This is a genomic window from Demequina sediminis (assembly GCF_030296675.1).
Taxonomy (GTDB): Bacteria; Actinomycetota; Actinomycetes; order Actinomycetales; family Demequinaceae; genus Demequina; species Demequina sediminis.
In genome coordinates this window covers 1,155,095-1,180,483 of the sequence record NZ_AP027736.1, presented here as the reverse complement: position 1 = coordinate 1,180,483, position 25,389 = coordinate 1,155,095, and the positions used below count along the sequence as shown (strand labels likewise).

Annotated in this window: 30 protein-coding genes and 3 pseudogenes; 30 read left to right on the top strand and 3 right to left on the bottom strand. The window is 71.4% G+C overall.

Annotation, left to right across the window (positions count from 1 at the left end):
* Nucleotides 1–205: 205 nt before the first annotated feature.
* From QUE44_RS06055 to QUE44_RS06005, 13 genes and pseudogenes are all read left to right on the top strand, one after another.
* Nucleotides 206–565 (top strand): annotated as a pseudogene (locus QUE44_RS06055) (HD domain-containing protein); the annotation flags it as partial.
* Between the two features lie 18 nt (nt 566–583).
* Nucleotides 584–733 carry a hypothetical protein gene (locus tag QUE44_RS06050; RefSeq protein WP_286216808.1) on the top strand — a complete coding sequence of 50 codons (150 nt, stop codon included), beginning with the start codon at nt 584–586 and terminating at the stop codon, nt 731–733.
* Between the two features lie 29 nt (nt 734–762).
* A complete protein-coding gene (gene ffh / locus QUE44_RS06045; RefSeq protein WP_286216449.1) occupies nt 763–2,358 on the top strand; it encodes a signal recognition particle protein in 1,596 nt (531 codons plus the stop codon).
* Nucleotide 2,359: 1 nt separating this feature from the next.
* Entirely contained in the window at nt 2,360–2,668 is a 309-nt protein-coding gene (locus QUE44_RS14375; RefSeq protein WP_433997188.1) for a hypothetical protein, read from the top strand.
* A gap of 65 nt (nt 2,669–2,733) precedes the next feature.
* Nucleotides 2,734–3,111: an amidohydrolase family protein gene (locus tag QUE44_RS14370; RefSeq protein ID WP_433997187.1), complete on the top strand. Its 378-nt coding sequence runs from the start codon at nt 2,734–2,736 to the stop codon at nt 3,109–3,111.
* Nucleotides 3,108–3,428: an amidohydrolase family protein gene (locus QUE44_RS14365; RefSeq protein WP_433997186.1), complete on the top strand. Its 321-nt coding sequence runs from the start codon at nt 3,108–3,110 to the stop codon at nt 3,426–3,428. Before QUE44_RS14370 ends, QUE44_RS14365 begins: the two co-directional genes overlap by 4 nt.
* An 84-nt stretch (nt 3,429–3,512) precedes the next feature.
* On the top strand, nt 3,513–4,058 hold the full coding sequence (locus QUE44_RS06035) for an FMN-binding protein (protein WP_286216448.1): 546 nt from the start codon (nt 3,513–3,515) through the stop codon (nt 4,056–4,058).
* Entirely contained in the window at nt 4,055–5,461 is a 1,407-nt protein-coding gene (locus QUE44_RS06030) for a ferredoxin reductase family protein (RefSeq protein WP_286216447.1), read from the top strand. The genes QUE44_RS06035 and QUE44_RS06030 overlap by 4 nt, the downstream gene beginning before the upstream one ends.
* Before the next feature lie 240 nt (nt 5,462–5,701).
* Nucleotides 5,702–6,886, top strand: a complete 1,185-nt coding sequence (locus QUE44_RS06025) for a ferredoxin reductase family protein (RefSeq protein WP_286216445.1) — start codon at nt 5,702–5,704, stop codon at nt 6,884–6,886.
* A 97-nt stretch (nt 6,887–6,983) separates the two neighbouring features.
* Complete coding sequence (locus QUE44_RS06020) at nt 6,984–7,364, top strand: FMN-binding protein (protein WP_286216443.1); 381 nt, start codon at nt 6,984–6,986, stop codon at nt 7,362–7,364.
* Nucleotides 7,361–8,140, top strand: coding sequence for an FAD:protein FMN transferase (locus QUE44_RS06015; RefSeq protein WP_286216442.1), 780 nt, complete (start codon nt 7,361–7,363; stop codon nt 8,138–8,140). Before QUE44_RS06020 ends, QUE44_RS06015 begins: the two co-directional genes overlap by 4 nt.
* A 135-nt stretch (nt 8,141–8,275) precedes the next feature.
* Nucleotides 8,276–8,788: a 30S ribosomal protein S16 gene (gene rpsP / locus QUE44_RS06010; protein WP_286216441.1), complete on the top strand. Its 513-nt coding sequence runs from the start codon at nt 8,276–8,278 to the stop codon at nt 8,786–8,788.
* A gap of 2 nt (nt 8,789–8,790) precedes the next feature.
* The gene (locus tag QUE44_RS06005; RefSeq protein ID WP_286216439.1) at nt 8,791–9,021 is read left to right on the top strand and encodes a KH domain-containing protein; all 231 of its coding nucleotides are present in this window, start codon (nt 8,791–8,793) and stop codon (nt 9,019–9,021) included.
* An 80-nt stretch (nt 9,022–9,101) separates the two neighbouring features.
* On the opposite strand, the gene QUE44_RS06000 is transcribed toward QUE44_RS06005, so the two are convergent.
* Nucleotides 9,102–9,518 (bottom strand): hypothetical protein, encoded by a 417-nt coding sequence (locus QUE44_RS06000; protein ID WP_286216436.1) that lies wholly within the window; start codon nt 9,516–9,518, stop codon nt 9,102–9,104.
* 32 nt (nt 9,519–9,550) lie between these two features.
* Complete coding sequence (locus QUE44_RS05995; RefSeq protein WP_286216434.1) at nt 9,551–9,958, bottom strand: hypothetical protein; 408 nt, start codon at nt 9,956–9,958, stop codon at nt 9,551–9,553.
* Between the two features lie 127 nt (nt 9,959–10,085).
* Between QUE44_RS05995 and rimM the strand changes: the two genes are divergently transcribed.
* From rimM to QUE44_RS05930, 13 genes and pseudogenes are all read left to right on the top strand, one after another.
* Nucleotides 10,086–10,568, top strand: a complete 483-nt coding sequence (gene rimM, locus QUE44_RS05990; protein WP_286216432.1) for a ribosome maturation factor RimM — start codon at nt 10,086–10,088, stop codon at nt 10,566–10,568.
* 2 nt (nt 10,569–10,570) lie between these two features.
* Nucleotides 10,571–11,293, top strand: a complete 723-nt coding sequence (gene trmD / locus QUE44_RS05985; RefSeq protein WP_286216697.1) for a tRNA (guanosine(37)-N1)-methyltransferase TrmD — start codon at nt 10,571–10,573, stop codon at nt 11,291–11,293.
* A 182-nt stretch (nt 11,294–11,475) separates the two neighbouring features.
* A complete protein-coding gene (gene rplS, locus QUE44_RS05980; protein ID WP_286216431.1) occupies nt 11,476–11,823 on the top strand; it encodes a 50S ribosomal protein L19 in 348 nt (115 codons plus the stop codon).
* Between the two features lie 86 nt (nt 11,824–11,909).
* A complete protein-coding gene (gene lepB / locus QUE44_RS05975) occupies nt 11,910–12,539 on the top strand; it encodes a signal peptidase I (protein WP_286216429.1) in 630 nt (209 codons plus the stop codon).
* Nucleotide 12,540: 1 nt separating this feature from the next.
* Nucleotides 12,541–13,188, top strand: coding sequence for a ribonuclease HII (rnhB, locus tag QUE44_RS05970; RefSeq protein ID WP_286216426.1), 648 nt, complete (start codon nt 12,541–12,543; stop codon nt 13,186–13,188).
* Between the two features lie 74 nt (nt 13,189–13,262).
* On the top strand, nt 13,263–13,586 hold the full coding sequence (locus QUE44_RS05965; RefSeq protein WP_062460556.1) for a DUF2469 domain-containing protein: 324 nt from the start codon (nt 13,263–13,265) through the stop codon (nt 13,584–13,586).
* A 285-nt stretch (nt 13,587–13,871) separates the two neighbouring features.
* The gene (locus QUE44_RS05960; RefSeq protein ID WP_286216425.1) at nt 13,872–14,531 is read left to right on the top strand and encodes a TetR/AcrR family transcriptional regulator; all 660 of its coding nucleotides are present in this window, start codon (nt 13,872–13,874) and stop codon (nt 14,529–14,531) included.
* A gap of 32 nt (nt 14,532–14,563) precedes the next feature.
* Nucleotides 14,564–16,200: pseudogene (locus QUE44_RS05955) on the top strand (MDR family MFS transporter).
* A 194-nt stretch (nt 16,201–16,394) separates the two neighbouring features.
* Nucleotides 16,395–16,697, top strand: a complete 303-nt coding sequence (locus QUE44_RS05950) for a YraN family protein (RefSeq protein WP_350226910.1) — start codon at nt 16,395–16,397, stop codon at nt 16,695–16,697.
* A gap of 49 nt (nt 16,698–16,746) precedes the next feature.
* Nucleotides 16,747–18,255, top strand: a complete 1,509-nt coding sequence (locus tag QUE44_RS05945) for a YifB family Mg chelatase-like AAA ATPase (RefSeq protein ID WP_286216424.1) — start codon at nt 16,747–16,749, stop codon at nt 18,253–18,255.
* Nucleotides 18,252–19,469: a DNA-processing protein DprA gene (gene dprA / locus QUE44_RS05940; protein ID WP_286216423.1), complete on the top strand. Its 1,218-nt coding sequence runs from the start codon at nt 18,252–18,254 to the stop codon at nt 19,467–19,469. The genes QUE44_RS05945 and dprA overlap by 4 nt, the downstream gene beginning before the upstream one ends.
* Before the next feature lie 68 nt (nt 19,470–19,537).
* On the top strand, nt 19,538–20,506 hold the full coding sequence (locus tag QUE44_RS05935) for a tyrosine-type recombinase/integrase (protein ID WP_286216422.1): 969 nt from the start codon (nt 19,538–19,540) through the stop codon (nt 20,504–20,506).
* A gap of 12 nt (nt 20,507–20,518) precedes the next feature.
* A complete protein-coding gene (locus QUE44_RS05930) occupies nt 20,519–21,337 on the top strand; it encodes a FliA/WhiG family RNA polymerase sigma factor (RefSeq protein WP_286216419.1) in 819 nt (272 codons plus the stop codon).
* Here QUE44_RS05930 and QUE44_RS05925 read toward each other — a convergent pair.
* Complete coding sequence (locus QUE44_RS05925) at nt 21,277–21,630, bottom strand: M23 family metallopeptidase (protein ID WP_286216418.1); 354 nt, start codon at nt 21,628–21,630, stop codon at nt 21,277–21,279. The genes QUE44_RS05930 and QUE44_RS05925 overlap by 61 nt on opposite strands.
* 562 nt (nt 21,631–22,192) lie before the next feature.
* On the opposite strand from QUE44_RS05925, the gene rpsB reads away from it, so the two are divergent.
* The 4 genes and pseudogenes from rpsB to frr all read left to right on the top strand — a co-directional run bounded on the left by rpsB (nt 22,193) and on the right by frr (nt 25,361).
* Nucleotides 22,193–23,122, top strand: coding sequence for a 30S ribosomal protein S2 (gene rpsB, locus QUE44_RS05920; RefSeq protein ID WP_286216417.1), 930 nt, complete (start codon nt 22,193–22,195; stop codon nt 23,120–23,122).
* 11 nt (nt 23,123–23,133) lie between these two features.
* Nucleotides 23,134–23,972 (top strand): annotated as a pseudogene (gene tsf, locus QUE44_RS05915) (translation elongation factor Ts).
* 59 nt (nt 23,973–24,031) lie between these two features.
* Nucleotides 24,032–24,778: a UMP kinase gene (gene pyrH / locus QUE44_RS05910; RefSeq protein WP_286216416.1), complete on the top strand. Its 747-nt coding sequence runs from the start codon at nt 24,032–24,034 to the stop codon at nt 24,776–24,778.
* A 25-nt stretch (nt 24,779–24,803) separates the two neighbouring features.
* The gene (gene frr / locus QUE44_RS05905) at nt 24,804–25,361 is read left to right on the top strand and encodes a ribosome recycling factor (RefSeq protein ID WP_286216415.1); all 558 of its coding nucleotides are present in this window, start codon (nt 24,804–24,806) and stop codon (nt 25,359–25,361) included.
* The last annotated feature ends 28 nt before the right edge of the window (nt 25,362–25,389 follow it).

Here is a 25,389-nt window from a genome sequence, read left to right as displayed (position 1 = left end):
CCGTGCTCCCGTTGCGCGCCGCCGCGGCCGCCGCGACCACGGGGCTGACGTTCACGCCGACCGTCCTCGAGACACTGCGGCGCTGTCCCGACCTGCCCGTGCCCTGGCCCGAGGAGGCACGCACCGCGCTGCGCGACCTGCTGCGCGCGAGCGCGCACCTCGTGCAGGTGTGGGAGGCGGTCGACCTCGAGGGGCTCGTGGTGCGATGGCTGCCCGAATGGGAGGGCGTGCGCAACCGGCCGCAGCGCAGCCCGGTCCACCAGTACACCGTGGACCGCCACATGATCGAGGCGGTGGTCATCGCGGGCAAGCATCGCCGCGGCACCCCCGCGCCGACCTGCTGCTCCTCGCCCTGCTGTTCCACGACATCGGCAAGCGACCGGGCGCGACGGACCACTCGATCGACGGGGCTGCGCTCATTCCGAGACTCGCCGCGCGCATCGGCCTGTCTCGCGAGACCGCCCACGACCTCGAGCTCCTGGTGCGCGAGCACCTCACCCTCGCGGAGTTCGCCACCACCCGCGATCCCGAGGATCCTGCGACGGTCGCCGACCTGCTGGCGGCGGTCGAGGGTCGCGCGGAGATGCTCGAGGTGCTGCGCGCCCTGACGGAGGCGGACGCGAAGGCGGCCGGCCCCAAGGCGTGGACCGCGTGGCGCGCCCAACTGGTCGAGACGCTGACCGTGCGGGCCCGCGCGGCGCTGGCCTCCGAGAGCAGGCGCGCGGGACGGTAGGCTGGAAGGCACGCTGTGAAGGGATATTCGTGTTCGCCAACCTCTCCGATCGCCTGACAGAGACCTTCCGCAACCTGCGGGGCAAGGGCCGCCTGACCGAGGCGGACATCGACGGCACCATCCGCGAGATCCGCCGCGCGCTGCTCGACGCCGACGTCGCGGTGCCCGTGGTCCGCACGTTCACGAGCAACATCCGCGAGCGCGCGCTGGGAGCCGAGGTGTCGGGCGCGCTCAACCCCGGCCAGCAGGTCGTGAAGATCGTCAACGAGGAGCTCGTCGCGATCCTGGGCGGCGAGGCTCGGACCCTGCGGTTCGCGAAGACCGGCCCGACGGTCATCATGCTCGCGGGTCTGCAGGGTGCCGGAAAGACGACCCTCGCGGGCAAGCTCGCTCATCACCTCAAGCAGCAGGGCCACACCCCGCTGCTGGTCGCCGCCGACCTGCAGCGCCCCAACGCCGTGACGCAGTTGCGTGTCGTGGGCGAGCGCGCGGGAGTCCCGGTGTTCGCCCCCGAGCCCGGCGTCACCCGCGAGGACGAGCGCCCGCGCGGCAACCCCGTCAAGGTCGCGAAGAAGGGCCTCAAGGAGGCCGAGCAGCGTCAGCACTCGGTCGTGATCGTCGATACCGCGGGCCGCCTGGGCATCGACCAGGAGCTCATGAGTCAGGCCGCGGACATCCGCAAGGCCGTCGAGCCCGACGAGGTCCTCTTCGTCATCGACGCGATGATCGGCCAGGACGCCGTCACCACGGCGACCGCGTTCCAGCAGGGCGTCGACTTCACCGGCGTGGTGCTGACCAAGCTCGACGGCGACGCCCGCGGTGGTGCGGCGCTGTCGGTCGCCGAGGTCACGGGCCGCCCGATCATGTTCGCGTCGACCGGAGAGAAGCTCGAGGACTTCGAGGTCTTCCACCCGGACCGCATGGCGTCGCGCATCCTCGACATGGGCGACATCCTCACGCTCATCGAGCAGGCCGAGCGCACGTTCGACCAGGCCGAGGCCGAGCGCATGGCGCAGAAGGTCTCGCAGGGCGAGGACTTCACGCTCGCGGATTTCCTCAGCCAGATGCAGCAGCTCAAGAACATGGGCTCGATGAAGAAGATGCTCACGATGCTGCCCGGCATGGGCCAGCTGCGTGACCAGATCGAGAACTTCGACGAGCGCGAGCTCACGCGCACCGAGGCGATCATCCAGTCGATGACGCCCGCCGAGCGCGACAACCCCAAGCTTCTCAACGGCTCGCGTCGCTCGCGCATCGCGGCGGGTTCAGGGACGACCGTCGCGCAGATCAACTCGCTCGTCAAGCGGTTCGAGGACGCGCAGAAGATGATGCGCGCGATGGCCCGTGGCGGCGGCATGCCGCAGCTGCCCGGGATGGGCGGCGGGCCCGGGGCGTTCGGCGGCATGCCGGGCGGCAAGAAGTCGAAGGGCAAGCAGGCGCCACAGCGCAAGGTCAAGGGAAAGTCGGGCAACCCCGCGCTGCGCGCGCAGCAGGAGGCGGCGGCCCGCAACCGCACCCCGGCCGCGCCTGCGCCGGGCTCAGCCTTCGGCCTGGGCGCGCAGCCGCCCCAGGAGGTCGACACCTCGAAGCTGGGCGCCGACCTGGGCAAGTACCTCGGGCGCTGACGTGGCGCTGCGGCTGAGCGGCCCCGTCCTCGCGGGTGAGGACGACGTCCGTGACGGCGCCTGGGTGGTCGACGGCCGGATCACCTACGCCGAGCCGCCGTGCGTCGAGCGCACGCTCGACGGTGTGGTCGTGCCCGGCCTGGTCGACGTTCACTGTCACGTGGGCCTCGATAGCGGGGGTGCGGTCGACGCCGACCTCGCCCTCAAGCAGGCACTCGTGGACCGCGACGCGGGCACGCTGCTCATCCGCGATGCCGGCTCGCCGTCTGACACGCGCTTTCTCGACGCGGTCGACACCGCCCCCGGCTGATCCGCGCGGCGCGCTTCATCGCGCGCCCCAAGCGTTACCTGCGCCACTACGCGCGCGAGATCGAGGTGGCCGACCTGCCCGCCGTGATGGCCGAGGAGGCGCGCGCGGGCGACGGCTGGGTCAAGATCATCGCCGACTGGATCGACCGCGACGCCGGGGATCTCACGCCGCTGTGGCCCGCCGGTGTCCTCGCGGAGGGGATCGCCGCCGCGCACGAGGCGGGCGCGCGCGTCACGGCGCACACGTTCGCCACGGAGTCGATCGACGCGCTCCTCGACGCGGGGATCGACTGCATCGAGCACGGCACCGGGATGACGGCCGACCATATGGCGGAGGCGGCGGCGCGCGGCATCCCCGTGGTGCCCACCCTGCTGCAGGTCGCGAACTTCGAGGGATACGCGGCTCAGGGGAGGGGCGCTTCCCGGGATACGCGGCCCGCATGAGGACGATGCACGAGCGCCGGTTCGCGCACGTGGCGGCCCTGCACGAGGCCGGGGTGTCGCTGCTGGTTGGCACCGATGCCGGCGGGACGATCGGCCACGGCGCGCTGCCGGCCGAGGCGGCGCTGATGGTCGCGGCGGGCGTCCCCGCCGGCGACGTGGTCGCGATGGCCTCGTGGCGCGCGCGTGCCTTCCTCGGCGTGCCGGTGCTCGAGGAGGGCGACCCCGCCGACCTCGTCGTGTACGCGGAGGACCCTCGCGCGGACATCTCCGTGCTCGCGTCGCCGCGGCACGTGGTGCTGCGCGGCGCTGTCGTGTAGAAGCGCGGTCGTGTAGCACCGCTCTCGACAAACTCTCAGCACGGCCCGAGCATCGTCCGAGCACGGGCCGGTGGGATGAGAGCCATGAAGCGCTCCTCCGGCATCCTCGTCTCCGGCCTCGCGGCCTCCCTCGTGTCGACCGGGGCCCTCGTGGGCTCGGGGTTGTGGACGGAGGGCACCACGTCGGTGGCCAGTCCCGCCACGGCCCTGACGGGCGCGTGGGCCACGGAACCCGCGGCTGCCTCAACCTCGGGCGCCGCGTCGACCCCGGCATCGGCCACATCTACCGCCACGCCCTCCCCCACGTCCACCGCGACGCCGTCCACGGAAGCGGCGACCGACGCCTCCACCGCCGCGACCTATGCGGGCGAGGTGGTGAGCAGCCGCTACGGCGACTTCCAGGCCCAGATCACGGTCGAGTCGGGCGTGATCACGGCCATCACGTGGCTCGAGTCGGGCGAGTCGGATCCGCATTCTCAGCGCATCAATGAGCAGGCGATGCCGGAACTCGAGGCGGCGATCCTCGAGGCGCAGCACACGGATGTCGGCTACATCTCGGGCGCGAGTTATACCTCGGCGGCGGTCGAGGATGCGGTGTTGAGCGCGATGCAGGCGGCGGGCCTCGCATGAGCCTCGCGACGCCCGTGCAGGGGAGTGGCCCTCGCCTCGATGAGTGGTCGCGGATCAGCGCGCGTCGCGCGCGCGGCGTGACGCAGGACCGCAGGCGCGATGCCGTCGAGGCCGCGGCGTGGCTCGCGGGCACGGGGGCGATCGCGCTCGCGCTGGCCTCCGGCACGCTCGACGTCACGAGTCCGTCCGGAGTGCTCATCTCCGGCGGCCGCCTCGCGGGAATCGTCGCGTCGACCCTGATCATGGTCCAGCTGGTGCTCATCGCCCGCATCCCCGTCGTCGAACGCACCCTGGGCCACGACCGCGCCGCGAGGCTGCATGGCACGCTGGGTCGGCTCGGCTTCCTGGTGATGATCGCCCACGTCGCGCTGCTCGTCGCCGGGTACGCCCTGGTCGCGCGGATCGGCGTGCTCACTCAGGCGTGGGAACTCGCCGTCGCTCACGGCGGTCCCATGACGCTCGCGTGGATCGGCGCCGTGTTGCTCATCGCCGTCGTCGTGACCTCGTATGCGGCGGTGAGGCGGCGGTGGGCCTACGAGTCGTGGCACGCCGTTCACGTCTTCGCGTACCTCGCGGTGGGGCTGTCGATTCCTCACCAGCTGACCGACGGCTCGACCTTCATGGCGGGCGGCTTCGCGTGGTGGTACTGGGCCGCGCTGTGGACGGTCGCGGTGGGTGGGCTACTCGTATTTCGGGTCGCGCGGCCGTTGGTGCGGATGCGCAGGCACCGCGTGCGGGTCGCCGCGACGGGCGTGCTCGCGGACGGCTCCACCGCGATCGCGATGACGGGGCATCGGCTGGGCCGTCTGCGCGCTCGGGGCGGGCAGTTCTTCCTCTTTCGCTTCCTTGCGCCGGGCGTGTGGGGACAGGCCCACCCGTACTCGCTGTCACGGGCGCCGCGGGAGGACTGGATGAGGATCACCGTCAAGCCGCTTGGGGACGGATCAGCCGCCCTCGCGGGACTGCGCCCTGACACCCGGGTCATGGTCGAGGGGCCGTTCGGCCTCTTCACCGACGCGCACCGCAGGGGCAACCACCTGGTGCTCGCGGGCGCGGGGATCGGGATCACGCCCGTGCTCGCGTTGCTCGAGGACTCGGACCTCCGCCCCGGCGAATGCACGGTGATCGTGCGCGCTCACGCGGAGCGGGACGTGCCTCACCTCGACGAGCTCCGCTCGCTCGCCGCCGCCAAGGGAGCCGCGCTTCACGTGCTCGTGGGCCCGCGCGGCGACGGCTGGGCCCCGCAGGCCGCCCCAGTGCGACTGGGGCACGTGGTTCCCGGACTCGCGGGTGCGGACGTCTTCGCGTGTGGACCCACGGGCTGGGTGGGAGCGCTCATGGACGATGCCGCGCGCGCCGGGGTGCCGGCCGAGCGGCGCCATTCGGAGGGCTTCTCCTGGTAGCGCGTACGATGCGAACGCGAACGGGGAACACGAGATGACCCCGCGAGCGTTGGCTCAGCAGCACCGATCCCCCGGAGGTCACGTGAGCACCGTCGATGCCTATGCCCGCGCGGCCGTGCGGCGGTCGTGGTGGAGGGACGGCCTCGAGGCCTCCGTCTACCTCGTGTCCGCCGTGGGCGTCGCGCTCTTCATCGCCTCGGGGGCCTGCTGGTCGCCCAACCGCTGGATGCCTTCTACGGCGTGGGCCGCGTCGCGGGAATCGTCGCGGCGGTGCTGGTCTTGGCACAGATCACCCTGATCTCGCGCGCGCCCGTCGTGGAGCGTGTGCTCGGTCACGATAGCGCGGCCGCCACCCACACACGCCTGGGCAAGGTGGCGTTCATCCTGATGGTGATCCACGTCGCGATCATGATGATCGCGAGCGCGCGTTACGACGGCCGCTCGATCTTCGCCCAGACTGCCGCCTTCTGGGACCTGGGTTGGTTCATGGTCGCGGCCCAGTCGGGCTTCGCGCTCTTCTCGATCGTCGTGGTGACGTCGCTGGTCGCGGTGAGGTCGCGGTGGCGGTACGAGCGCTGGCACGCGGTCCACCTGATGGTCTACCTCGCGATCCTTGCGGTGGTGCCGCATCAGTTCCTCGAGGGCTCGACCTTCCGCGACGGCGGCGCCGCGTGGTGGTTCTGGGCCGTGCTTTACGCGCTCGCGGTCGGGTCGTTCGTCGTGTTCCGCGTGGTGCGGCCGCTCGTGCTGTCGCGCCGCCACGGCCTGCGCGTCGCGCAGGTCACGCCTCACGACGACGGCTCGACGAGCATCGTCATGACGGGGCGCGACCTTGACCGCCTGGGCGCGCGGCCGGGTCAGTTCCTGTTGTGGCGATTCCTCGACGCGCAGCGGTGGCGCGAGGCGCACCCCTTCTCGCTCTCGCGGGCGCCCGAACCCGACTCGTTGCGGATCACGGTCAAGCCGTCCGGCGACGGCTCCGCGGCGCTCGCGCGGGTGGCGGTCGGCACGCGCGTCATCGCCGAGGGCCCGCTGGGTGTGTTCTCCGACGTCACGCGCACCGCGCCCGGCGCGGTCTTCGTCGCCGCGGGAATCGGGATCACGCCGCTGCGCGCGATGCTCGATACCGCTGAGGGGCCGTGCGCCCTCATCTGGCGCGTGCGCTCGCGCGCCGAGGCGCCCCTGGTGGCGGAGGTCGAGGAGCTCGCGGAGCGCCGGGGCGCCGGGCTGATCCTCCTCGAAGGTGCCCGCGGCACCGGGTGGGGAACGGCGGCTGGGGAGAGCCTCGCGGGACTGGTTCCCGACGTCGCGGGCCACGACGTGTACGTGTGTGGACCGGTGGACTGGGCGGACGCGGTGGTGGCGGACGCGCGCGCGGCGGGCGTCCCCGACGACGCGATTCATCGCGAGAGGTTTGCCTGGTGAGGCGCGCCATGACGACGAAGGGCGGGAAGTGACGATGCGAGGGTCACGCGCGGTGATCGTGGCGGGTGGGTGCGCGAGCATTCTGGGAGCAGGATGGGTGGCGGCTCCCGACGAGTTGCCCGCGCTCGACCTTGCCGAACCCACCCCAAGCGCGACGCCGGACGCCGGCGAGTCGTCCTCGCCGGAAGCATCGTCTCCCGCGAGCCAGACGTTTGGCGGCCCGGCCATCACCAACGCCCGCGGCGCCTACCAGGCCCGCATCACGGTGGTCGATGGGGTGGTCACCGACGTGCAGGCCGTCGTGGCAGGCACGAGCGCCGCGGAGTCCGTCGCGATCAACGCCACCGCCATCCCCGAACTGCGCACGCGCGTGCTTGAGGCGCAGACCTGGGACGTCGAGGCGGTCAGCGGTGCCTCCTTCACATCGCCCGCGTTCATCGAGTCGCTCGAGGCGGCGTTCGCGGAGGCCGGGCTGTGACCCAGGCCCCGCTGCGCACTACGGTGCACGCGATGGCGATGCCGTTCGTGATCGAGCTCGAGGGCGCGGACCCCGCCGAGGCGGAGCCGGCGATCGCGGCCTTCCACGCGGCGCTCGTGTGGGCGGACGAACTGTTCTCGCTGTGGAAGGACGACTCGTACCTGAGTCACCACCTCAGGGGCGAGCTCACGCTCGACGAGGCGCCGGCCGAACTGCGCGAGGTGCTCGAGGCCTGCGAGTGGTACCGCGAGGCCACCGGTGGCGGCTTCGATGCGCGCCGCAAGGACGGGGTGATCGACCCGACCGGACTGGTCAAGGGCTGGGCCGTCGCGCGCGCGTCCCGGCACCTGCGCGCGGCCCGCGCGCGGGACTGGATGGTGGGCGCCTCGGGTGACGTGCTCGTCGCGGGCGGGCGCACCCGGCGGATCGGCATCGCAAACCCCAGGGTGTCGGGCGATCCCACGGGGACGGCCGTGATCGACGTCATCGAGCTCGGCGGCGCGTTCACGGCGGTCGCCACGTCGGGAGGCGCGCAGGTGGTCGACCACATCTGGGACCCCGTCACGGGCGAGGTCGCCCGTCACTACCTGCAGGTGTCAGTCGCGGGGACGGATCTGGCCGATGCCGACGCGTGGGCCACGGCGATCGCGGGCGGCGGACCCGCCGTCGTGGGTCGCGCCCTTGAGCGCGGTCTCGAGGTGATGGTGGTCACGGGGGAGCGCCACGACGGCACCTTCGATGCGCAGTCGTCCCCCGGATGGCCCAGCGTGCGGTAGGCGGCATCCTCGCGCGTCTGGCACAATGGGTCGCTGGCGCCGCGCCGTGTGCGCACGCCAATTCGTCTTGTCAGCGAGCGACGCCCACTCCCGGGCGACCGCGCGCCGGCTCACACCGAATACAAGGAGACAGCCATGGCTGTGAAGATTCGCCTCAAGCGCTTCGGCAAGAAGCGCGCCCCGTTCTACCGCGTTGTCGTCATGGACTCGCGCACCAAGCGCGACGGCCGTGCGATCGAGGAGATCGGCAAGTACCACCCCACCGAGGAGCCCTCGGTCATCGAGATCAACTCGGACCGCGCGCAGTACTGGCTCTCCGTGGGCGCGCAGCCCACCGAGCAGGTCACCGCTCTCCTCAAGCTCACCGGCGACTGGGCCACCTTCAAGGGTGAGAAGGGCGTGAGCACCGTCAAGTTCGCCGCCGGCAAGGAGGACCCCGAGGCCGCCGTCAAGGCCCTCGCGGACGCCGCCGAGAAGGCCAAGGCTGACGCCGCCGCGAAGAAGGAGGCCGCCAAGGCCGAGGCCGACGCCGCAAAGGCCAAGGAGGAGGCTGACGCTGCTGCCGCCGCCGAGGCTGAGGCCGCCGACGAGGCTCCCGCCGAGGGCGCTGCCGATGACGCCGAGGCCCCCGCCGCGGAGGAGAAGTAACGATGGTCCTCGACGCTCTCGAGTTCCTGGTGCGCAGCATCGTCCGCAACCCGGACGACGTTCGCGTGACCGAGCGCTCCGGGCGTCGTGGCACCACCATCAACGTGGTGGTGCACCCCGACGACCTGCCGCGGGTGATCGGCCGTCGCGGCCGCACCGCGACCGCGATCCGCACCGTGGTCGAGGCCATCTCGCGCGAGGACGTCCGCGTCAACATCGTGGATGTCGCGTAGGGCGAGGACGACCCTCGTCAACGAGGCCCATCCCTGACGGGGTGGGCCTCGTTGCGTTGGCGGGTCCCCGTGGGACCGCCCTATCCGCGATAGCCGCGGAAGAAGTCCGACCCCCGCCTCGTCGAGAGCAGAGCGATGACGGTGAGGGAGATGAGCACTCCGACGATGCCGTGCCACGAGATCACGCCGCCGAGGGCGAGCAGCGCGTACGCGGCGGCCGCGAGGCGGACGACCATCGCGAGGATCACGAGCACGCGTGCGCCCTGAGATCCCATCGCGAGGCCGGCGGCGACCGCAGCCGTGAGCACCCCGATGACGAGCGTGCCCACGCCATACCAGCGGACGTCAGCCTCGCTCAGGGTCGAATCGATCGTGTCGAGGTTGAACGACAGCCACACGAGTGCGGCCCCTGCGATGAGGTCGAGGATCGCGGCGATCCACGTCAGCGCGGCGACGAGCGTGACGGAGCCTGGACGATCGGAGGATGTGGTGGACATGAGGGCCTCCCCACGCGCGGCGACGGCCGCGGTCAGGTCGAGCGGAAGTACGTGAACGCCCGCGGTGTCGCGAGCATGAGGATGATCAGCAGGGCGCCGATGCCCTGGCCGATCGCCTGCCATCGGACAATCTCGCCGATGGCCTCGTGCGCATAGACCGCACCGCCGATCCGCGCGGCCATGAGCACCATGATGAGGACGCGCGAGAGCTGGGACCCCGCGGCGAGACCGAGCGCGAAGGCCGCGGTCAGCAGCCCGATCGCTGCGAGAGCGATGCCGTAGCCACGCAGCGAGGATTCCTCGACACCGAGGTCGGTCCCTGCGAGATTGAGGCTGAGCCACAGGAGCGCTCCGCCACCGATGAGGTCGACCGCGGCCGCGACCCACGTGAGGATCACCGCGAAGGTCACGCCTGGCGGGCGGGTGGTCGTGTCGGCCATGTCCTCTCCCCAGGTAGACGGTGACTCCACGCTATCGCGCGCGAGGGAAGGCGGCGCGGTGACCGTACCCTGGTGTCATGAGATTGACCGTCGCACGCATCGGCCGCGCCCATGGGCTCAAGGGGAGGTGTCGGTTGAACTTCGCACCGACATCCCTGCCGACCGCCTCGTTCCGGGCGAGGTGTTCGACACCGAGCCGGCGTCCGCAGGGCCGCTGACGGTCGACAAGGTTCGCGTGCAGGCCGGGCGCTGGTACGTCCACTTCGCGGAGATCCGCTCGCGCGAGGAGGCGGATGCGGCTCGCGGGGTCGAGCTCACGATCGACGGCGCAGAGTCGGACGAGGACGACGCGTGGTACGTCCACCAGCTCGTGGGGTTGGCCGTGGTGCGGCCCGACGGGGAGGAGGTGGGCGAGGTGGTCGACCTCATGACGATGCCCGCGCACGACCTCTTGGTGGTCCGCCAGCCGGGTGGGCACCGCGCGATGATTCCGTTCGTCGAGGACTTCGTGCCCGAGGTCGACGTCGAGGCGGGTCGCGTGGTCGTGACCCCGCCCTATGGCCTGCTCGCGGGCGAGGAGCCCGAGTCGACCGGGGAGACGTCCGCGTGAAGATGCGCATCGACGTCGTCACGATCTTCCCCGAGTTCTTCGGCGTGCTCGACGTGTCCCTGCTGGGCAAGGCGCGCGAGGCCGCCCTGGTCGAGACCCACGTGCACGACCTTCGCGACTACGCGGCCTTCAAGGCCGATGGCAGCCCGGACGTGCACCGCACGGTCGACGACGCCCCGTTCGGCGGCGGCGCGGGGATGGTCATGAAGGCCGATGTCTGGGGAAAGGCCATCGACGACGTCCTGCGACCTTCCGGAGTGCTCGTCATCCCCAGCCCGGCCGGGGTGCCCTTCACGCAGGCGCTCGCGGCAGACCTCGCCGAGGCGTCGCAGCTCGTGTTCGCGTGCGGTCGCTACGAGGGAATCGACGCACGCGTGGCCCAGCACTACGCGGACGCGGGCTACCGCGTCATCGAGGCAAGCCTGGGCGACTACGTGCTCAATGGAGGAGAGGTGGCCGCCTTCGCCATGATCGAGGCGATCACGCGGCTCATTCCCGGCTTCATGGGCAACGCGCAGTCGATCGTCGAAGAGTCGCACTCCGACGGGTTGCTCGAGTACCCGTCGTACACGCGTCCCGCGCAGTGGCGAGGGCTTGAGGTGCCCGACGTGCTGCTGAGCGGTCACCACGCGCGCATCGCACAGTGGCGGCGCGATCAGCAGCTCGAACGGACCCGCGAGCGACGTCCCGACCTGCTTCCTCCCGACGCGACCGTCGCGGACTGACGCGGAGCTCTCCGCCAGCCCGCGCATCGTCCGGACACGGTGTGGCAGAATAGTCCCTCGGTGCGTACGGTGCCGCGACCTGCCACAGGGGGTCTCGGCGCTTTCCGTGACACGCCGTCACCATCGATCGCCGTCAGGCGGATACCGTGCGTGGCCTGTGGCATGTGCGAGGAGAGACAGTCATGCAGAAGCTCGACCACGTTGTCGCGGGCCAGCTCCGCGACGACATCCCGGCCTTCCGTGCCGGTGACACCGTCAAGGTCCACGTCAAGGTCATCGAGGGCAACCGCTCGCGTGTCCAGGTGTTCCAGGGCATCGTGATCGCCCGTCAGGGTCAGGGAATCGGCGAGACCTTCACGGTCCGCAAGATCTCGTTCGGCGTGGGAGTGGAGCGTCTGTTCCCGGTGCACGCCCCCACGATCGAGAAGATCGAGCTTGAGCGTCGCGGCGATGTCCGCCGCGCGAAGCTGTACTACCTGCGCGGACTGCGCGGCAAGGCCGCTCGCATCCGCGAGAAGCGCGAGAACTAGCCATCGCGACCAGCAGCGACGCGCCGGCAGACGGGAAGCCGTCTGCCGGCCGTCGCGCCTGGGGATGGACGAAGGAATTCGTCCTCGTGGTCGTCAGCGCGTTGCTGCTGTCGTTGGTCATCAAGACCTTCTTCTTCCAGTCCTTCTTCATCCCGTCGCCGTCGATGGAGCCCGCGCTCATCAAGGGCGACCGGATCCTCGTCACCAAGTGGCGTCCCGACCCGCTCCCGCTGCGCCGCGGCGACGTCGTGGTCTTCAAGGACCCCGCGCAGTGGCTGGGCGAGCCGGGTGCCGATGACACGGGCCTCGAGCGCGTCGCCAAGGACCTGCTCACGTGGACCGGTTTGCTACCGGAGGACGCGGGAGAGCACCTGGTCAAGCGCGTGATCGGCCTGCCGGGCGACGTGGTCGAATGCACCGCGGCGGACGCTCAGGTCGCCGTCAACGGTGAGCTGCTCACCGAGGACTACATCGCTCCGGGCGCGCGCCCGTGCGGCGTCGAGTTCCGCGTCGAGGTGCCCGAGGGGTACATCTGGGTCATGGGCGACAACCGTGACGACAGCGCAGATTCGCGCGCGCACATGGGCGACCCCGGCGGCGGCACGGTGCCCGTCGATAACATTGTGGGCACCACGTTCGCCGTCGTGTGGCCGCTCGATCGCTTCGCCGGCGTGGGCAACCCGTTCGGCGACGAGGCCGCGTCCACCGCCGACTGACGTGACCGTCTCGCTCGTCCACGAGCGCGCCCTGTGGGACGCCGGCGCGCGCACCGTCGCGGGGATCGACGAGGTCGGACGCGGCGCTCTCGCCGGACCGGTGAGCGTGGGCGTCGCGGTGGTCGCGCCGTGCGAGACCTGGCCCGACGGGCTCACGGACTCCAAGCTGCTCTCGGCCGCGCGGCGCGAGGCGCTCATCGCCCCGCTGCAGGCCTTTGGCGTGGCACGCGCGGTGGGACACGCTGCGGCGGCCGAGATCGATGAGGTCGGCATCATCGCCGCGCTGCGACTCGCGGCGCGGCGCGCGCTCGACGCGATCCCGGTCGCCGTGGATGCCGTGCTGCTCGACGGCACCCACGACTGGCTCACCCCGCCCCCTGCGGATCTCTTCGCTGTCGAGTCCGACGCGTGGGACGCACCGCCGGTGACGATGGTGGTCAAGGGGGACAGGGCATGCGCGTCGATCGCGGCGGCCTCCGTGCTCGCCAAGGTCGAGCGCGACGCGCTCATGGCGGCCGCGCACGCGGACCATCCCGCGTACGGATGGGACGGCAACAAGGGCTACGGCGCGGCGGTGCATCTCGATGCGCTGCGCGCGCTGGGGCCTTCGCCGCTCCACCGGGTGTCCTGGCGGCTCCCGACCGGTTGACGCGCGCGTGTCTTCGCGTGGGTGTTCGCGCATGGCGTTCGCGAACTGCGGCGCGTTGCGTCCACAATGGTCGGGTGAGCCACGAAGACCTTGAGAACTACGAGACCGAAGCCGAACTCGCGCTGTACCGCGAGTACAGGGACGTCGTGGGCCTGTTCCAGTACGTCGTGGAGACCGAGCGCCGCTTCTACCTGTGCAACAAGGTGGATCTGCAGGTGAAGGCCTCGGGCGGGGACATCTACTTCGAGGTCACGATGGCCGACGCCTGGGTCTGGGATGTCTACCGCAGCGCGCGTCTGGTGCGCAACGTGCGGGTGGTGACGTTCAAGGACGTGAACATCGAGGAACTCGCGCGCGACGACGACCTCCCCGACATCCGCCAGCTCCGCGGCCGCTGAGTCGGGGGTCTGGGGGTCCTGCCCCCGCCCGGCTGTGCCCGCCTGTGTCCAGGTGCGCCGGAGCGCCCCACGCGCCCGTGCGCCCGTGCGCCCGTGCGTAAGTCACACATCTGACGGCCGGTGTCTCGAGATCCGTGCTCGTCTCTGGACGCACGTGTCTCCAGATGTGTGACGTGTGCACGTGGGTGCGGGCGTGGGGGCGGGAAGCGGGGCGTCGCCTGGCCCCTCCACACCCCGCAATCCTGCACTTGACGCAAAAGTGCAGAGACTGCAAAAATACAGATCATGCACATCGCATCGCCTGCGCCCCGAGCATCGTCCACCGGGGAGGCCGCCCCGGGACTGAGGGAGCGCAACCGCGTCCGCAGGACGCGTCGCGTCGAGCGCGCCGCGCTTGAGCTCGCTCTCGAGCACGGCGTCGACGTGGTGACGGTCGACATGATCTGCGAGGCGAGCGATGTCTCGCCGCGGACCTATTTCAACTACTTCGGCACGAAGGAGGGCGCGCTGCTCGGCCCCGCGCCCTCGACGCCGTCGAGCGAGGCGGTCGACGAGTTCGTCCACGCGCGCGGCCCGATCGTCGAGGACCTCATGATCATCATGGCGCGCGCCTTCTTCGCGACCGAGTCCGACCCCGAGGTCTTCGCGATGCGCCGCCTGCTCTTCGAGCGTGAGCCCGCCCTGCAGTCGCTACGCCTCATGCGCCTCGCGGACAAACGGCAGGCCACCGCCGCGATCGTGCGCCGGCGCCTCGCGGTCCAGCACCCCGAGCTCACCGAGGACGAGGCGAGCGACCAGACCCACCTCGTCGTGAGCATCGTCATGGGTGCCTTTCCCGTGATCAGCCGCCAGTGGCTCGCCCACCCCGGCGATGCGGCGCACGCCGAGACCCTCATCCGCGCCGCGATCGACAAGATCCGACGCATCGTCACCCCCGACGCGTGATCCGCGCCGAGTCCCCACCCGAAAGAGAGACCATGCCCACCACCGCGACCGCGGGCGCCGCCCAGGCGCCCGCCACCGACCGCAGGTCGATCCTGCTGGTCTTCGTGGGGCTCATGACGGCCATGCTGCTGTCCGCCCTTGACCAGACCATCTTCTCGACCGCGCTCCCCACGATCGTGGGCGAGCTCGACGGGGTCGACCACATGCTGTGGGTGACCACCGCGTACATCCTCGCGGCGACCATCATGATGCCGGTGTACGGCAAGCTGGGCGACCTGATCGGCCGCAAGTCGCTGTTCATCGGCGCGATCGCGTTGTTCATGGCCGGCTCGGTGGTGGGCGGTCTTGCTCAAGGCATGACCGAGCTCATCGTGGGCCGCGCCATCCAGGGCCTCGGCGGCGGTGGACTGATGATCCTGTCGCAGGCGATCATCGCGGACATCGTGCCCGCGAGGAGCGCGGCCGCTACATGGGCGTCATGGGCGGCGTGTTCGCCCTCGCGTCGGTGATCGGCCCGCTGCTGGGTGGTTGGTTCACCGAGTCGATCGGCTGGCGCTGGTGCATGTGGATCAACATCCCGCTGGGCGCCGTCGCGATCCTCAGCGCGATCCTGTTCCTCCACCCGAACGCCGAGCGCCGCGAGCGGCCGCGCCTCGACATCGCGGGCATGATGCTCATCGCGATCGCCTCGGCCGCGCTCGTGCTGTTCACGTCGTGGGGCGGAGGGCAGTACGCGTGGGACTCGCCCGTCATCATCGGCCTGATCGTGTTGACCGTGATCGCGGCCGTGGCCTTCGTCGCCGTCGAGCGTCGCGCCGCCGAGCCGATCATGCCGCTGCACCTCTTCGCCGAGCGCAACTTCACTCTCACCACCGCCGCGGGCCTGCTCATGGGCATCGCGATGTTCGGCACGCTCGCGTACATGCCCACCTACCTCCAGATGGTCGCGCAGGTCGATGCCACCTCGGCCGGTCTGCTGATGATCCCGATGATGGGCGCGATGCTGCCCACGTCGATCGTCGTCGGCCGCGCGGTGAGCCGCACCGGCCGCTACCGCTGGTATCCGATCGCGGGCTCCGTGGTGATCGCCGCCGCGATGTTCCTGCTGTCGACGATGTCCGCGACGCAGCCCGTGTGGGTGACGTGCGCGTACCTCGCGGTCTTCGGCTTGGGACTGGGCCTGCAGATGCAGGTGCTCGTGCTGATCGTGCAGAACACCTTCCCGCTGCGCATGGTGGGCACGGCGACGGCCGCCAACAACTACTTCCGGCAGATCGGCGCCTCGCTGGGCGCCGCGGTGGTCGGGTCGATCTTCACGAATCGGCTCATCGCCCTGCTCGCGGAGCGCGCGCCGGGTGGCGGCGCCAGCCTGAGCGACGCGAACTCGCTCACGCCGGCCGCGGTGCGCGACCTCCCGCAAGAGATCCAGGACGTGATCGTGGGCTCGTACAACGACGCGCTCGCTCCCGTCTTCCTGCTCATCGTTCCTCTTGCGCTGCTGTCGCTGGTTCTGCTCCTGTTCGTCAAGGAGGAGCCGCTGCGCACCACGCTCGACGTGGCCCCCGAGGCCGCGGAGGTCGGGGCGGGCGGTCCGGCATCCGTGAGCGGGGACGATGCGGGGGATACCGGTCGCGCCGACGACGACCAGGTGGTGCCCGCGCGCGTGTAGGACAACCGCGTGGCAAGGGGCGCGGAGGGGTCACCCTCCGCGCCCCTCGGCATGTCCCGAGGTGGTGGCGACCGGGCCGCCGGGGTGGTCGCGCCGATGCCCCCAGCCCCGGCCGCCGCGCGGACCATCCCCCGCCGTGACGCCTCCCTCCCGTCGTGCTCGCGCATCGTCCACCGTGAAGGGGGAGGTGGCGCATGGCGGTCAAGGACGTGGTGGGCAGGTACGGGGAGGACCTCGCGGCGCGGTCGCTGTCCGCCGCGGGCTGGGAGGTGCTCGATCGCAACTGGCGGTGCCCGGTCGGTGAACTGGACATCGTGGCGCGCGAGGGCGGCGAGGTGGTCTTCGTCGAGGTGAAGACGCGTCGCTCGGACGCCTTCGGCGGGGCGCTCGCGGCGGTGACGCCGCACAAGATGAGGCGCCTGCGCGTGCTCGCGGGTCAGTGGCTCGCGGCGCAGGGGAGAGCTTCGGGTCGATCCGGATCGACGTGGTCGCGGTGACGCTGCCAAGGTCGGGAGCGCCCATCCTCGAGCACGTGCGTGGCGTCGGATGATCGGCCGGTGCCGCTCCGTGGTGCTCACGGGTCTGGTCGGCCACGTCATCGAGGTCGAGGCTCACGTCGCACACGGGCTGCCCGCGTTCACGATCGTCGGCTTGCCCGACGCGTCGCTCGCCGAGGCCAAGGAGCGGGTGCGGGCGGCGGTCGCGTCCTCCGGCGTTGAGTGGCCCCGGCATCGCATCACGGTCAACCTGTCGCCCGCGTCGCTGCCGAAGTCGGGGCCCGCGACCGATCTCGCGATCGCGGTCGCCGTCCTCGCGGCGGCCCGCGCCATCGACGCGGCGCGCGCGAGGGACATGGTGCTCCTGGGTGAGCTCGGGCTGGACGGACGTGTGCGGCCGGTGAGGGGAGTCTTGCCGGCGGTGGCGGCGGCGTGCGCCGCGGGGTGGACCCGCGTCGTGGTGCCAGCCGGCAATGCCGGCGAGGCGGGATTGGTGGCCGCTGCCAGGGTCAGCGCGGCGCCCGCGCTGGCGACGGTGCTCAGCGACCTGGGCGCCGATGCCCACGCCGAGTCCCTCGAGACGGTCCGGCCTCCCGCCCTCACCGGGCCGCGGCGGGCCGTCCCCGACCTTGCCGACGTGAGGGGGCAGGCCGAGGCCAGGGTCGCGCTCGAGGTGGCCGCAGCGGGCGGCCATCACCTGCTGATGGTGGGTCCTCCCGGCGCGGGCAAGACGATGCTCGCGGAGCGGCTTCCGGGCGTCTTGCCGGACCTCGGCGAGGAGGAGGCCATCGCGGTGACGAGCGTGCACTCCCTGGCGGGTGTGTTCGATCCCGCGGAGGGCCTGGTACGGCGGCCCCCTTTCGAGGCGCCGCATCACACGGCGTCCGCCGCGTCGATCGTCGGGGGAGGGTCGGGCCTGGCGCGCCCGGGCGCGGTCTCGCTCGCGCACGCCGGGGTGCTGTTCCTCGACGAGGCTCCCGAGTTCCCCACGCGCGTCCTCGAAACGCTGCGCCAGCCGCTCGAGCGCGGCGAGATCGTGTTGCACCGCGCGTACGGCGTCACTCGCTATCCGGCACGCTTCCAACTCGTGCTCGCCGCGAACCCGTGCCCGTGCGGGCGGTTCGTCGGCACGGGCGAGTTCTGTCGCTGCAAGCCCGATGCACGGCGCCGCTACCTCGACCGACTCTCGGGCCCGCTCCTGGATCGCATCGACATCCAGGTGACGGTGGGGCCGGCCGCGCGCGCCGACGTCCCCGGCGAGAGCTCGGGCGCGGTCGCGGCGCGGGTCGCGCGTGCGCGGGACGCCGCCGCGGAGAGGCTTGGGCCACACGGCTGGCGCCTCTCGGTCGAGGCGACGGGGCCGTGGCTGCGCAAGGCGACCTCGAGGTCGGCGTGTGCGGGCCTGTGGCATGCGGTCGACCGCGGCACGCTGACCGCGCGCGGTTTCGACCGCGCCTTGCGCGTCGCGTGGACGCTCGCGGATCTCGAGGGAGCGAGCTCTCCCGACGCGACGCACGTGGGCCAGGCGCTCGTGCTGCGTCAGGGGGTGCGCTCGTGACCGGCGCGGGAGAGGCCCTCGACGTCGTGGACGCGAAGATCGTCTGGAGCGCGATCGCCGAGCCGGGAGACCGCGTCGCGGCGGGTCTGAGGGAGGCGCTCGGCTCGGTCGAGGCGCTCGCATGGGTGCGTCGCGCCGCGCGGGATCCCCACGGCGCCACGTGGGACCTCGCGCTCGACCCCGCGACCGCCGCTAAGGTCATGGGGTTCGTCGAGCGCTGGGCTCCGCGCCTCGGAGCCGCCGAGCCCGACGCGTTGCGTGAGCGTGCCGGCCGGGTCGGCGCCCGCATTCTCACATCCGCCGACTCCGAGTGGCCGCGCGCATTCGCGCGACTCGGGCCGGACGAGCCCCTGGTGCTGTGGGTGCGTGGTCCCGCGAGTGTCGACGAGGCCTTCGGTCGCTCGATCGCGATCGTGGGCTCGCGCGCCTCGACCACGTATGGCGACCACGTGGCGTCGGAGATGGCCTCCGCGGCGGCGGATCGCGGCGTGTGGGTCGTGAGCGGGGGCGCGTACGGGATCGACGCGGCGGCGCACCGGGGCGCGCTCGCGGCGGGAGGGGGCACCGTCGGCGTGCTCGCCGGCGGCGTGGACCAGCTCTACCCGCGTGGCAACACGGAGTTGCTCGAGCGCATCCTCGAGGACGGCGCGATCGTGAGCGAGCAGCCGCCGGGCTTCGCGCCCCACCGGGCCCGCTTCCTCAGCCGAAACCGACTCATCGCGACGGCCTGCGCCACGGTGGTGGTCGAGGCGGCGGCCCGGTCGGGTGCGCTGAGCACGGCGCGCCACGCGGTGCGGCTCGCGCGGCCGGTGGGCGCCGTGCCGGGGCCGGTGACCTCCGCGGCGTCGCGAGGCTGCCACGTCCTCGTGAGGGAGGGCGAGGCCGTGCTCGTGACCACGGGCGACGAGGCCTTGGAACTGGCGCTGCCCGCGGGCGACGTCGTGACCGACGACGATCCCGGCGCCGACCAAGGAGGCGAGGAGTTCGCGACGCAGGCGGAACGCCAGGCGTACGGCGCGCTGAGCTCGCGCGGCTCGACCACGGACCGGGTTGCGGTGGCTGCGGGGCTGACGGCGCGGGAGGCCATGGGAGCGCTCGGCGGGCTGCATGCGAGGGGGCTCGTCGAAAGGGTCGATGGCCGCTGGCGCCGCCCACCCAAGCCCAGGAAGGAGCCTGATAAAGCGGACATTACCCCACAAACTATGGGTGATTGATGGGGGTGATGTGACAAATGTGACTGAAGGTATTGATTTGACAAGTGTGACGGTGCCATGGTTTCGCCATGGCCACCACGGACGCCGCCGCGAGCGAACTGCTCGGCGCCTTCGAGAGGTTCCTGCGCCACGAGCGCGGGCTCTCGGGCAATACAGTGCGCGCGTACCGGGGAGACCTGACTCACCTCGTGGCTCACCTCGCCACTCACCGGGGTGGCGCCGACGCCGCCGTTGATGCACCCATCGACGCCGCCATCGACACCGACGCGAGCCTGCGCACGTGCACCCTGGGAGCGCTGCGTAATTGGCTCGCGGCCATGGACGGCGACGGCCTCAGCCGCACGACGCTCGCGCGGCGCGGAGCCGCCGCCCGTGCCTTCTACGCGTGGGCGGCCGACACCGAGCGCATCTTGCCCAACCCCGCGCTCCGGCTCGCGTCCGCCCGGCCCGCCTCGGTGTTGCCAACGGTGCTGTCCCACGCGGATGTCGTGACGCTGCTCGACGTGGCGCGGACCCGCGCTGACGATGGCGACCCGCTGCACCTGCGCGACTGGGCCGCGGTGGAGATGCTGTACGCCACGGGGATGCGGGTGGGCGAGCTCGCCGGAGTCGACCTGCGCGACCTCGACCTCGATGGCCGCCTGGTTCGCGTCACCGGCAAGGGCGACAAGGAGCGCGTGGTGCCGTTCGGCATCCCGGCGGCCCACGCGCTGTCGGCGTGGATCGACAGGGGCAGGCCTCAGCTGCTCGGTCCGGCGACGGACGGGGCCCTGTTCCTCGGCCGGCGCGGCCAGCGGGCGGACCAGCGCCAGGTGCGCGCCGCCGTCCACGAGTTGTGCGGTCTCGCAGGGGTCGACGAGGTCGCACCGCACGCTCTGCGCCACACCGCGGCCACGCACCTGCTCACCGGCGGATCGGACCTGCGCAGCGTCCAAGAGGTGCTGGGTCACGCGAGCCTCGCCACTACCCAGCGCTATACCCACGTGTCCGCCGAGCGGCTTCGCGCCGCCTACCACCTCGCCCACCCGCGCGCCTAGAGGGAGACGCCCATGTCCGAGCTCAACGCGATGTTGTCCGAAGTCGAACCCGAGGGCGCCGTCGGCGTCCGTGGTGTCGACACCTCCGCCTGGTGGTCAGATCTCGCGGCGGGCGGCGCGGCGAGGGCCGCGGCGCGCGACGCGCTCATCACGCATTACGCGCCGCTGGTGTCCCAGGTCGCGACGCGGGTGATCGCGAAGCTGCCGGACACGGTTGAGCTCGCGGACCTCGTGTCGTACGGCATGTTCGGCCTCATCGACGCGGTCGAGAAGTTCGAGCCGAGCCGCGGCTACAAGTTCGAGACCTATGCGGGAACCCGCATCCGTGGTGCGATCATCGACGAGCTGCGCGCGGCGGACTGGGTGCCGAGGTCGGTGCGGTCCAAGGCACGCGCCCTCGAGCAGGCGACCCGCGAGCTCGAGCAGCAGCTCATGCGTCCGGTGTCGGACGAGGACGTCGCCGCGCATATCGGATGGGCGACCGCCGAGGTCCGCACGGTGCGCGCGCAGGTCGCGTTGTCCCACGTCGCCGCGCTCGACGGCATGCCGAGCGAGCCCGACACGCAGCCCATCCCTACGCTCGGCTCACCCGCGTTTGCCCTCGCCTCGGCCAGGCTCGAGGCGCGCGAGGCCTCGGCCCTGCTGGCCGCCGCCGTCCAGGGTGTGCGGGACCGCGAGCAGGAGGTGCTGCGCCTCTACTACTACGAGAGCCTGACCCTCGCGCAGATCGGCGAGATCCTGGGGGTGACCGAGTCGCGCGTGTCACAGATTCACTCCGGGGCAGTGAAGAAGCTGAGGGAGTCGCTCGTGCGCACGGGCGCCTTCGTCTGATCCGCCAGCGGGAGCAGGGCCACCGGCCCGAACCCCGCGAGCAGGTCGAGCGGGTCCGCGTATTCGCCGTCGACCCGCACGCCCCAGTGCAGGCACGGCGTGGGTGCGCAATGTCCCTGCTCCGGACCGAGCGTCGCGACCACGTCTCCGCGCGCCACGCGAGTGCCCACCGTGACCGCCGCCATCACGGGCTCGAACGACGTCACGACCCCCGCACCGTGGTCGATCGTGAGCACGCCCCTGTCCACCACGCGACCGGCGAAGGCGACCACGCCGTCGGCAGGCGCGCGCACCTCCCTCCGGGCGCCGCGGCGAGGTCGATCCCGCGATGGCCCGCCGCCCACGGCGCCGGGGGAGGATCGAACAGCGCGAGCGCATGGACGGGGCTGACGGGCGGGGCGAGGAGGCCCGGTGAGGGAGGGGCCGATGCCGCGCTCGGGTGAGGCGACGCGACCGCCCACGCGAGCATCGTCCCCGCGAGGGCCAGGGCAAGAGCCGCGCGGCGGGAGAGCGGTGTCATGGCTCGAGCGTGCGCGTCGCCGGGCCAATCGGGCCAGCACGCCGCCGCGCCTCGTGGAGAGCCACTCCGGGCGTCGGGGCCGGGGACATCGGCCGATTCGCTCCGCGGCCCCCGCTCGGGTACGCTAAGTCCCGCATCCGGCATGCCCGGATGACGTCGCGCGTCATTCGCTTCCCATGGGGGAAGCGCCGGGAGGGCGAGGTCCGAGCAATCGGTGCCCGACCGCGATGGCGCCAGGGATGTGAGCCGCCTGGCACGCATCGTCAACCGAACACGGGCGCGTGCGCCCGACAACTCAAGGACCGCGCGTGCGCGCGTCCGGAACAGGACCAGCCATGGCCGTCGTGACCATGCGCCAGCTGCTCGACTCGGGTGTCCACTTTGGACACCAGACCAGCCGCTGGAACCCCAAGATGAAGCGCTTTATCTTCACCGAGCGCAACGGCATCTACATCATCGATCTCCAGCAGTCGCTGTCGAAGATCGACGCCGCGTACGAGTTCGTCCGCGACACCGTCGCGCACGGCGGCACCGTGCTCTTCGTGGGCACCAAGCGCCAGGCGCAGGAGCAGGTCGCCGAGCAGGCCAAGCGCGTGGGCATGCCCTACGTCAACGAGCGTTGGCTGGGCGGCATGCTCACCAACTTCCAGACCGTGAGCAAGCGCGTCTCGCGCCTCAAGGAGCTCGAGCTCATCGACTTCGACGACGTCGCCGGTTCGGGACGCACCAAGAAGGAGCTCCTCGGCATGCGCCGCGAGAAGGAGAAGCTCGACAAGACGCTGGGCGGCATCCGCGACATGGCGAAGGTTCCCTCCGTCGTGTGGATCGTCGACACCAACAAGGAGCACCTCGCGGTCGATGAGGCGCGCAAGCTCGGCATCCCCGTCGTCGGCATCCTCGACTCGAACTGCGACCCCGACTCCGTCTCGTACGGCATCCCGGGCAACGACGACGCGATCCGCTCGGTGGGCCTGCTCACCCGCGTGATCGCCGACGCCGTGGCCGAGGGCATCCGCCTGCGCCACGCCGGCGCCTCCGCCGGCGCCGAGGCCCCCGCGGGCGAGGAGCCCCTCGCCGAGTGGGAGCAGGAGCTGCTCGACGGCGCCAAGGCCGACGAGGCACCCGCCGCCGAGGCCGCCACCGAGGCGCCCGCCGCGGTTGAGGCACCCGCCGAGGAGGCCCCGGCCGCCGAGGTCGAGGCTGCCGAGACCACCCCCGCCGCCGAGGTCGCCGAGGCGCCCGAGGCCGCCACCGACGAGAAGTAAGGACGCATCACATGGCGAACTACACCGTTGCCGACATTCAGGCGCTCCGCGAGCGCACCGGCGCCGGCATGCTCGACGTCAAGAAGGCCCTCGATGAGGCGGACGGCGACCTGGACAAGGCCGTCGACATCCTGCGTGTCAAGGGACTCAAGGGCGTGACCAAGCGCGAGGGCCGCTCGGCCTCCGAGGGCCTGGTCATCACCTCGATCGAGGGCGCCGACGGCGCTCAGGTGGGCACGCTCATCGAGCTCAACTCCGAGACCGACTTCGTGGCGAAGAACGAGAAGTTCATCACCCTTGCGGAGCAGGTCCTCGCGGCGGTTGTCGCGGCGGGTGCCGCGAACGCCGAGGAGGCCCTCGCGGCCCCCTCGACGGCAAGACCGTCAAGGACGTCATCGACGAGAACGCGGGCGTGCTGGGCGAGAAGATCGTCCTGCGCCGCGTGGCCCGCGTCGAGGCCCCGGTCGTGACCGAGTACCTCCACCGCACCAACAAGGACCTTCCCGCGCAGGTGGGCGTCCTGGTGGGTACGGACGCCAAGGCGGGCGAGGTCGCACGCGACATCGCGATGCACATCGCCGCGTACTCGCCCACCTTCCTGGTGCGCGAGGACGTCCCCGAGGAGACCGTCGCCAACGAGCGCCGCGTCGCCGAGGAGACCGCGAAGGGTGAGGGCAAGCCCGAGGCCGCGCTTCCGAAGATCGTCGAGGGTCGCCTCACGGGCTTCTTCAAGGAGAACGTGCTGGTCGAGCAGGCCTTCGCGAAGGACCCGAAGACCACGGTCGGCAAGGTTGTCGAGAACGCGGGCGGCGAGGTTGTTTCCTTCGCCCGCTTCCGTGTGGGAGCCTAAGCCTCAACCCCACCGACCCATATCGAGCAAGGCGCGGCGCGCCGTCAGGAGGTCCATCCGTGTCCGAGACCAGCGATCTGATCCCGGGCAGGGAGGCCCCGGCGGCGCGCCGCGTGCTTCTCAAGCTCTCCGGCGAGATGTTCGGCGGGGGACAGATTGGTCTTGACCCTGGAGTGGTGCGCCGCGTCGCGGGCGAGATCGCCGATGCCGTCCGCGAGGGCGTGCAGGTCGCGATCGTCGTGGGCGGCGGCAACTTTTTCCGGGGAGCGGAGCTGAGCCAGAGCGGCATGGAGCGGGCGCGCGCTGACTACATGGGCATGCTCGGCACGGTCATGAACGCTCTCGCGCTGCAGGACTTCCTGGAGCAGGCGGGCGTGGCGACGCGCGTGCAGACCGCGATCTCGATGGGACAGGTTGCCGAGGCGTACATCCCGCTGCGCGCGATCCGCCACATGGAGAAGGGCCGCGTCGTCATCTTCGGCGCAGGAGCGGGCATGCCCTACTTCTCGACGGACACCGTCTCGCTCCAGCGCGCCCTCGAGACGCGCTGCTCCGAGGTCCTCATGGGCAAGAACGGCGTCGACGCGGTCTACACCGCTGACCCGCGCAAGGACCCCTCGGCGGAGCGCCTCGAGAGCGTCACGTACACCGAGGCGCTGCAGCGACAGCTCGCGGTGATGGACGCCGCGGCCTTCTCTCTCGCGATGGAGAACCGCATGCCCATGCGCGTCTTCGGACTCGACGAGCCTGGAAATGTGACCCGTGCCCTGCTCGGTGAGACAATCGGAACCCTGGTGACGGCCTGACGCCGCACCTCAGAAGGAGACAAGCGTGACTGAGATGATCCTCCTCGAGGCCGAGGAGAACATGGACAAGGCCGTCGCGGTGGCCAAGGACAACTTCGCCGGCATCCGCACGGGCCAGGCGTCTGCAGCGATGTTCGCGAACATCGCCGTCGACTACTACGGTGCCCCGACGCCGTTGCAGCAGCTCGCCGCAATCAACGTCACCGAGGCCCGCTCCGTCGTCATCGCGCCGTACGACGCGAGCGCCAAGAAGGAGATCGAGACCGCGCTGCGGAACTCGGACCTGGGGGTGAACCCGTCCGACGACGGCCAGGTGCTGCGCATCATCCTTCCGCAGCTTACGGAGGAGCGCCGCCGCGACTACGTGAAGCTCGCCCGCACCAAGGCCGAGGAGGCCAAGGTCACGGTACGCAACATGCGCCGCAAGGCCAAGGACCTCATCGATGCTGGCGTCAAGGACGGCGAGTTCGGCGAGGACGAGGGTTCGCGCGCGGAGAAGGAGCTCGACGCCCTGACCAAGAAGCACGTCGACGCGATCGACGCGCTCCTTGCGCACAAGGAGAGCGAGCTCCTCGCAGTCTGATGCCTGACGCGACCGCGCGACAGGGCGT

Coding starts and splice junctions, on each gene's coding strand:
- trmD (WP_286216697.1), top strand. CDS start 10,571: ATGCGCATCGACGTCGTCACGATCTTCCCCGAGTTCTTCGGCGTGCTC.
- QUE44_RS05930 (WP_286216419.1), top strand. CDS start 20,519: ATGTCCGAGCTCAACGCGATGTTGTCCGAAGTCGAACCCGAGGGCGCC.
- QUE44_RS06035 (WP_286216448.1), top strand. CDS start 3,513: ATGAAGCGCTCCTCCGGCATCCTCGTCTCCGGCCTCGCGGCCTCCCTC.
- QUE44_RS06030 (WP_286216447.1), top strand. CDS start 4,055: ATGAGCCTCGCGACGCCCGTGCAGGGGAGTGGCCCTCGCCTCGATGAG.
- QUE44_RS05995 (WP_286216434.1), bottom strand. CDS start 9,958: ATGGCCGACACGACCACCCGCCCGCCAGGCGTGACCTTCGCGGTGATC.
- QUE44_RS14365 (WP_433997186.1), top strand. CDS start 3,108: ATGAGGACGATGCACGAGCGCCGGTTCGCGCACGTGGCGGCCCTGCAC.
- QUE44_RS05935 (WP_286216422.1), top strand. CDS start 19,538: ATGGCCACCACGGACGCCGCCGCGAGCGAACTGCTCGGCGCCTTCGAG.
- rplS (WP_286216431.1), top strand. CDS start 11,476: ATGCAGAAGCTCGACCACGTTGTCGCGGGCCAGCTCCGCGACGACATC.
- QUE44_RS05950 (WP_350226910.1), top strand. CDS start 16,395: ATGGCGGTCAAGGACGTGGTGGGCAGGTACGGGGAGGACCTCGCGGCG.
- rpsP (WP_286216441.1), top strand. CDS start 8,276: ATGGCTGTGAAGATTCGCCTCAAGCGCTTCGGCAAGAAGCGCGCCCCG.
- rpsB (WP_286216417.1), top strand. CDS start 22,193: ATGGCCGTCGTGACCATGCGCCAGCTGCTCGACTCGGGTGTCCACTTT.
- QUE44_RS06005 (WP_286216439.1), top strand. CDS start 8,791: ATGGTCCTCGACGCTCTCGAGTTCCTGGTGCGCAGCATCGTCCGCAAC.
- QUE44_RS05960 (WP_286216425.1), top strand. CDS start 13,872: ATGCACATCGCATCGCCTGCGCCCCGAGCATCGTCCACCGGGGAGGCC.
- QUE44_RS06050 (WP_286216808.1), top strand. CDS start 584: ATGCTCGAGGTGCTGCGCGCCCTGACGGAGGCGGACGCGAAGGCGGCC.
- QUE44_RS06000 (WP_286216436.1), bottom strand. CDS start 9,518: ATGTCCACCACATCCTCCGATCGTCCAGGCTCCGTCACGCTCGTCGCC.
- QUE44_RS05945 (WP_286216424.1), top strand. CDS start 16,747: ATGATCGGCCGGTGCCGCTCCGTGGTGCTCACGGGTCTGGTCGGCCAC.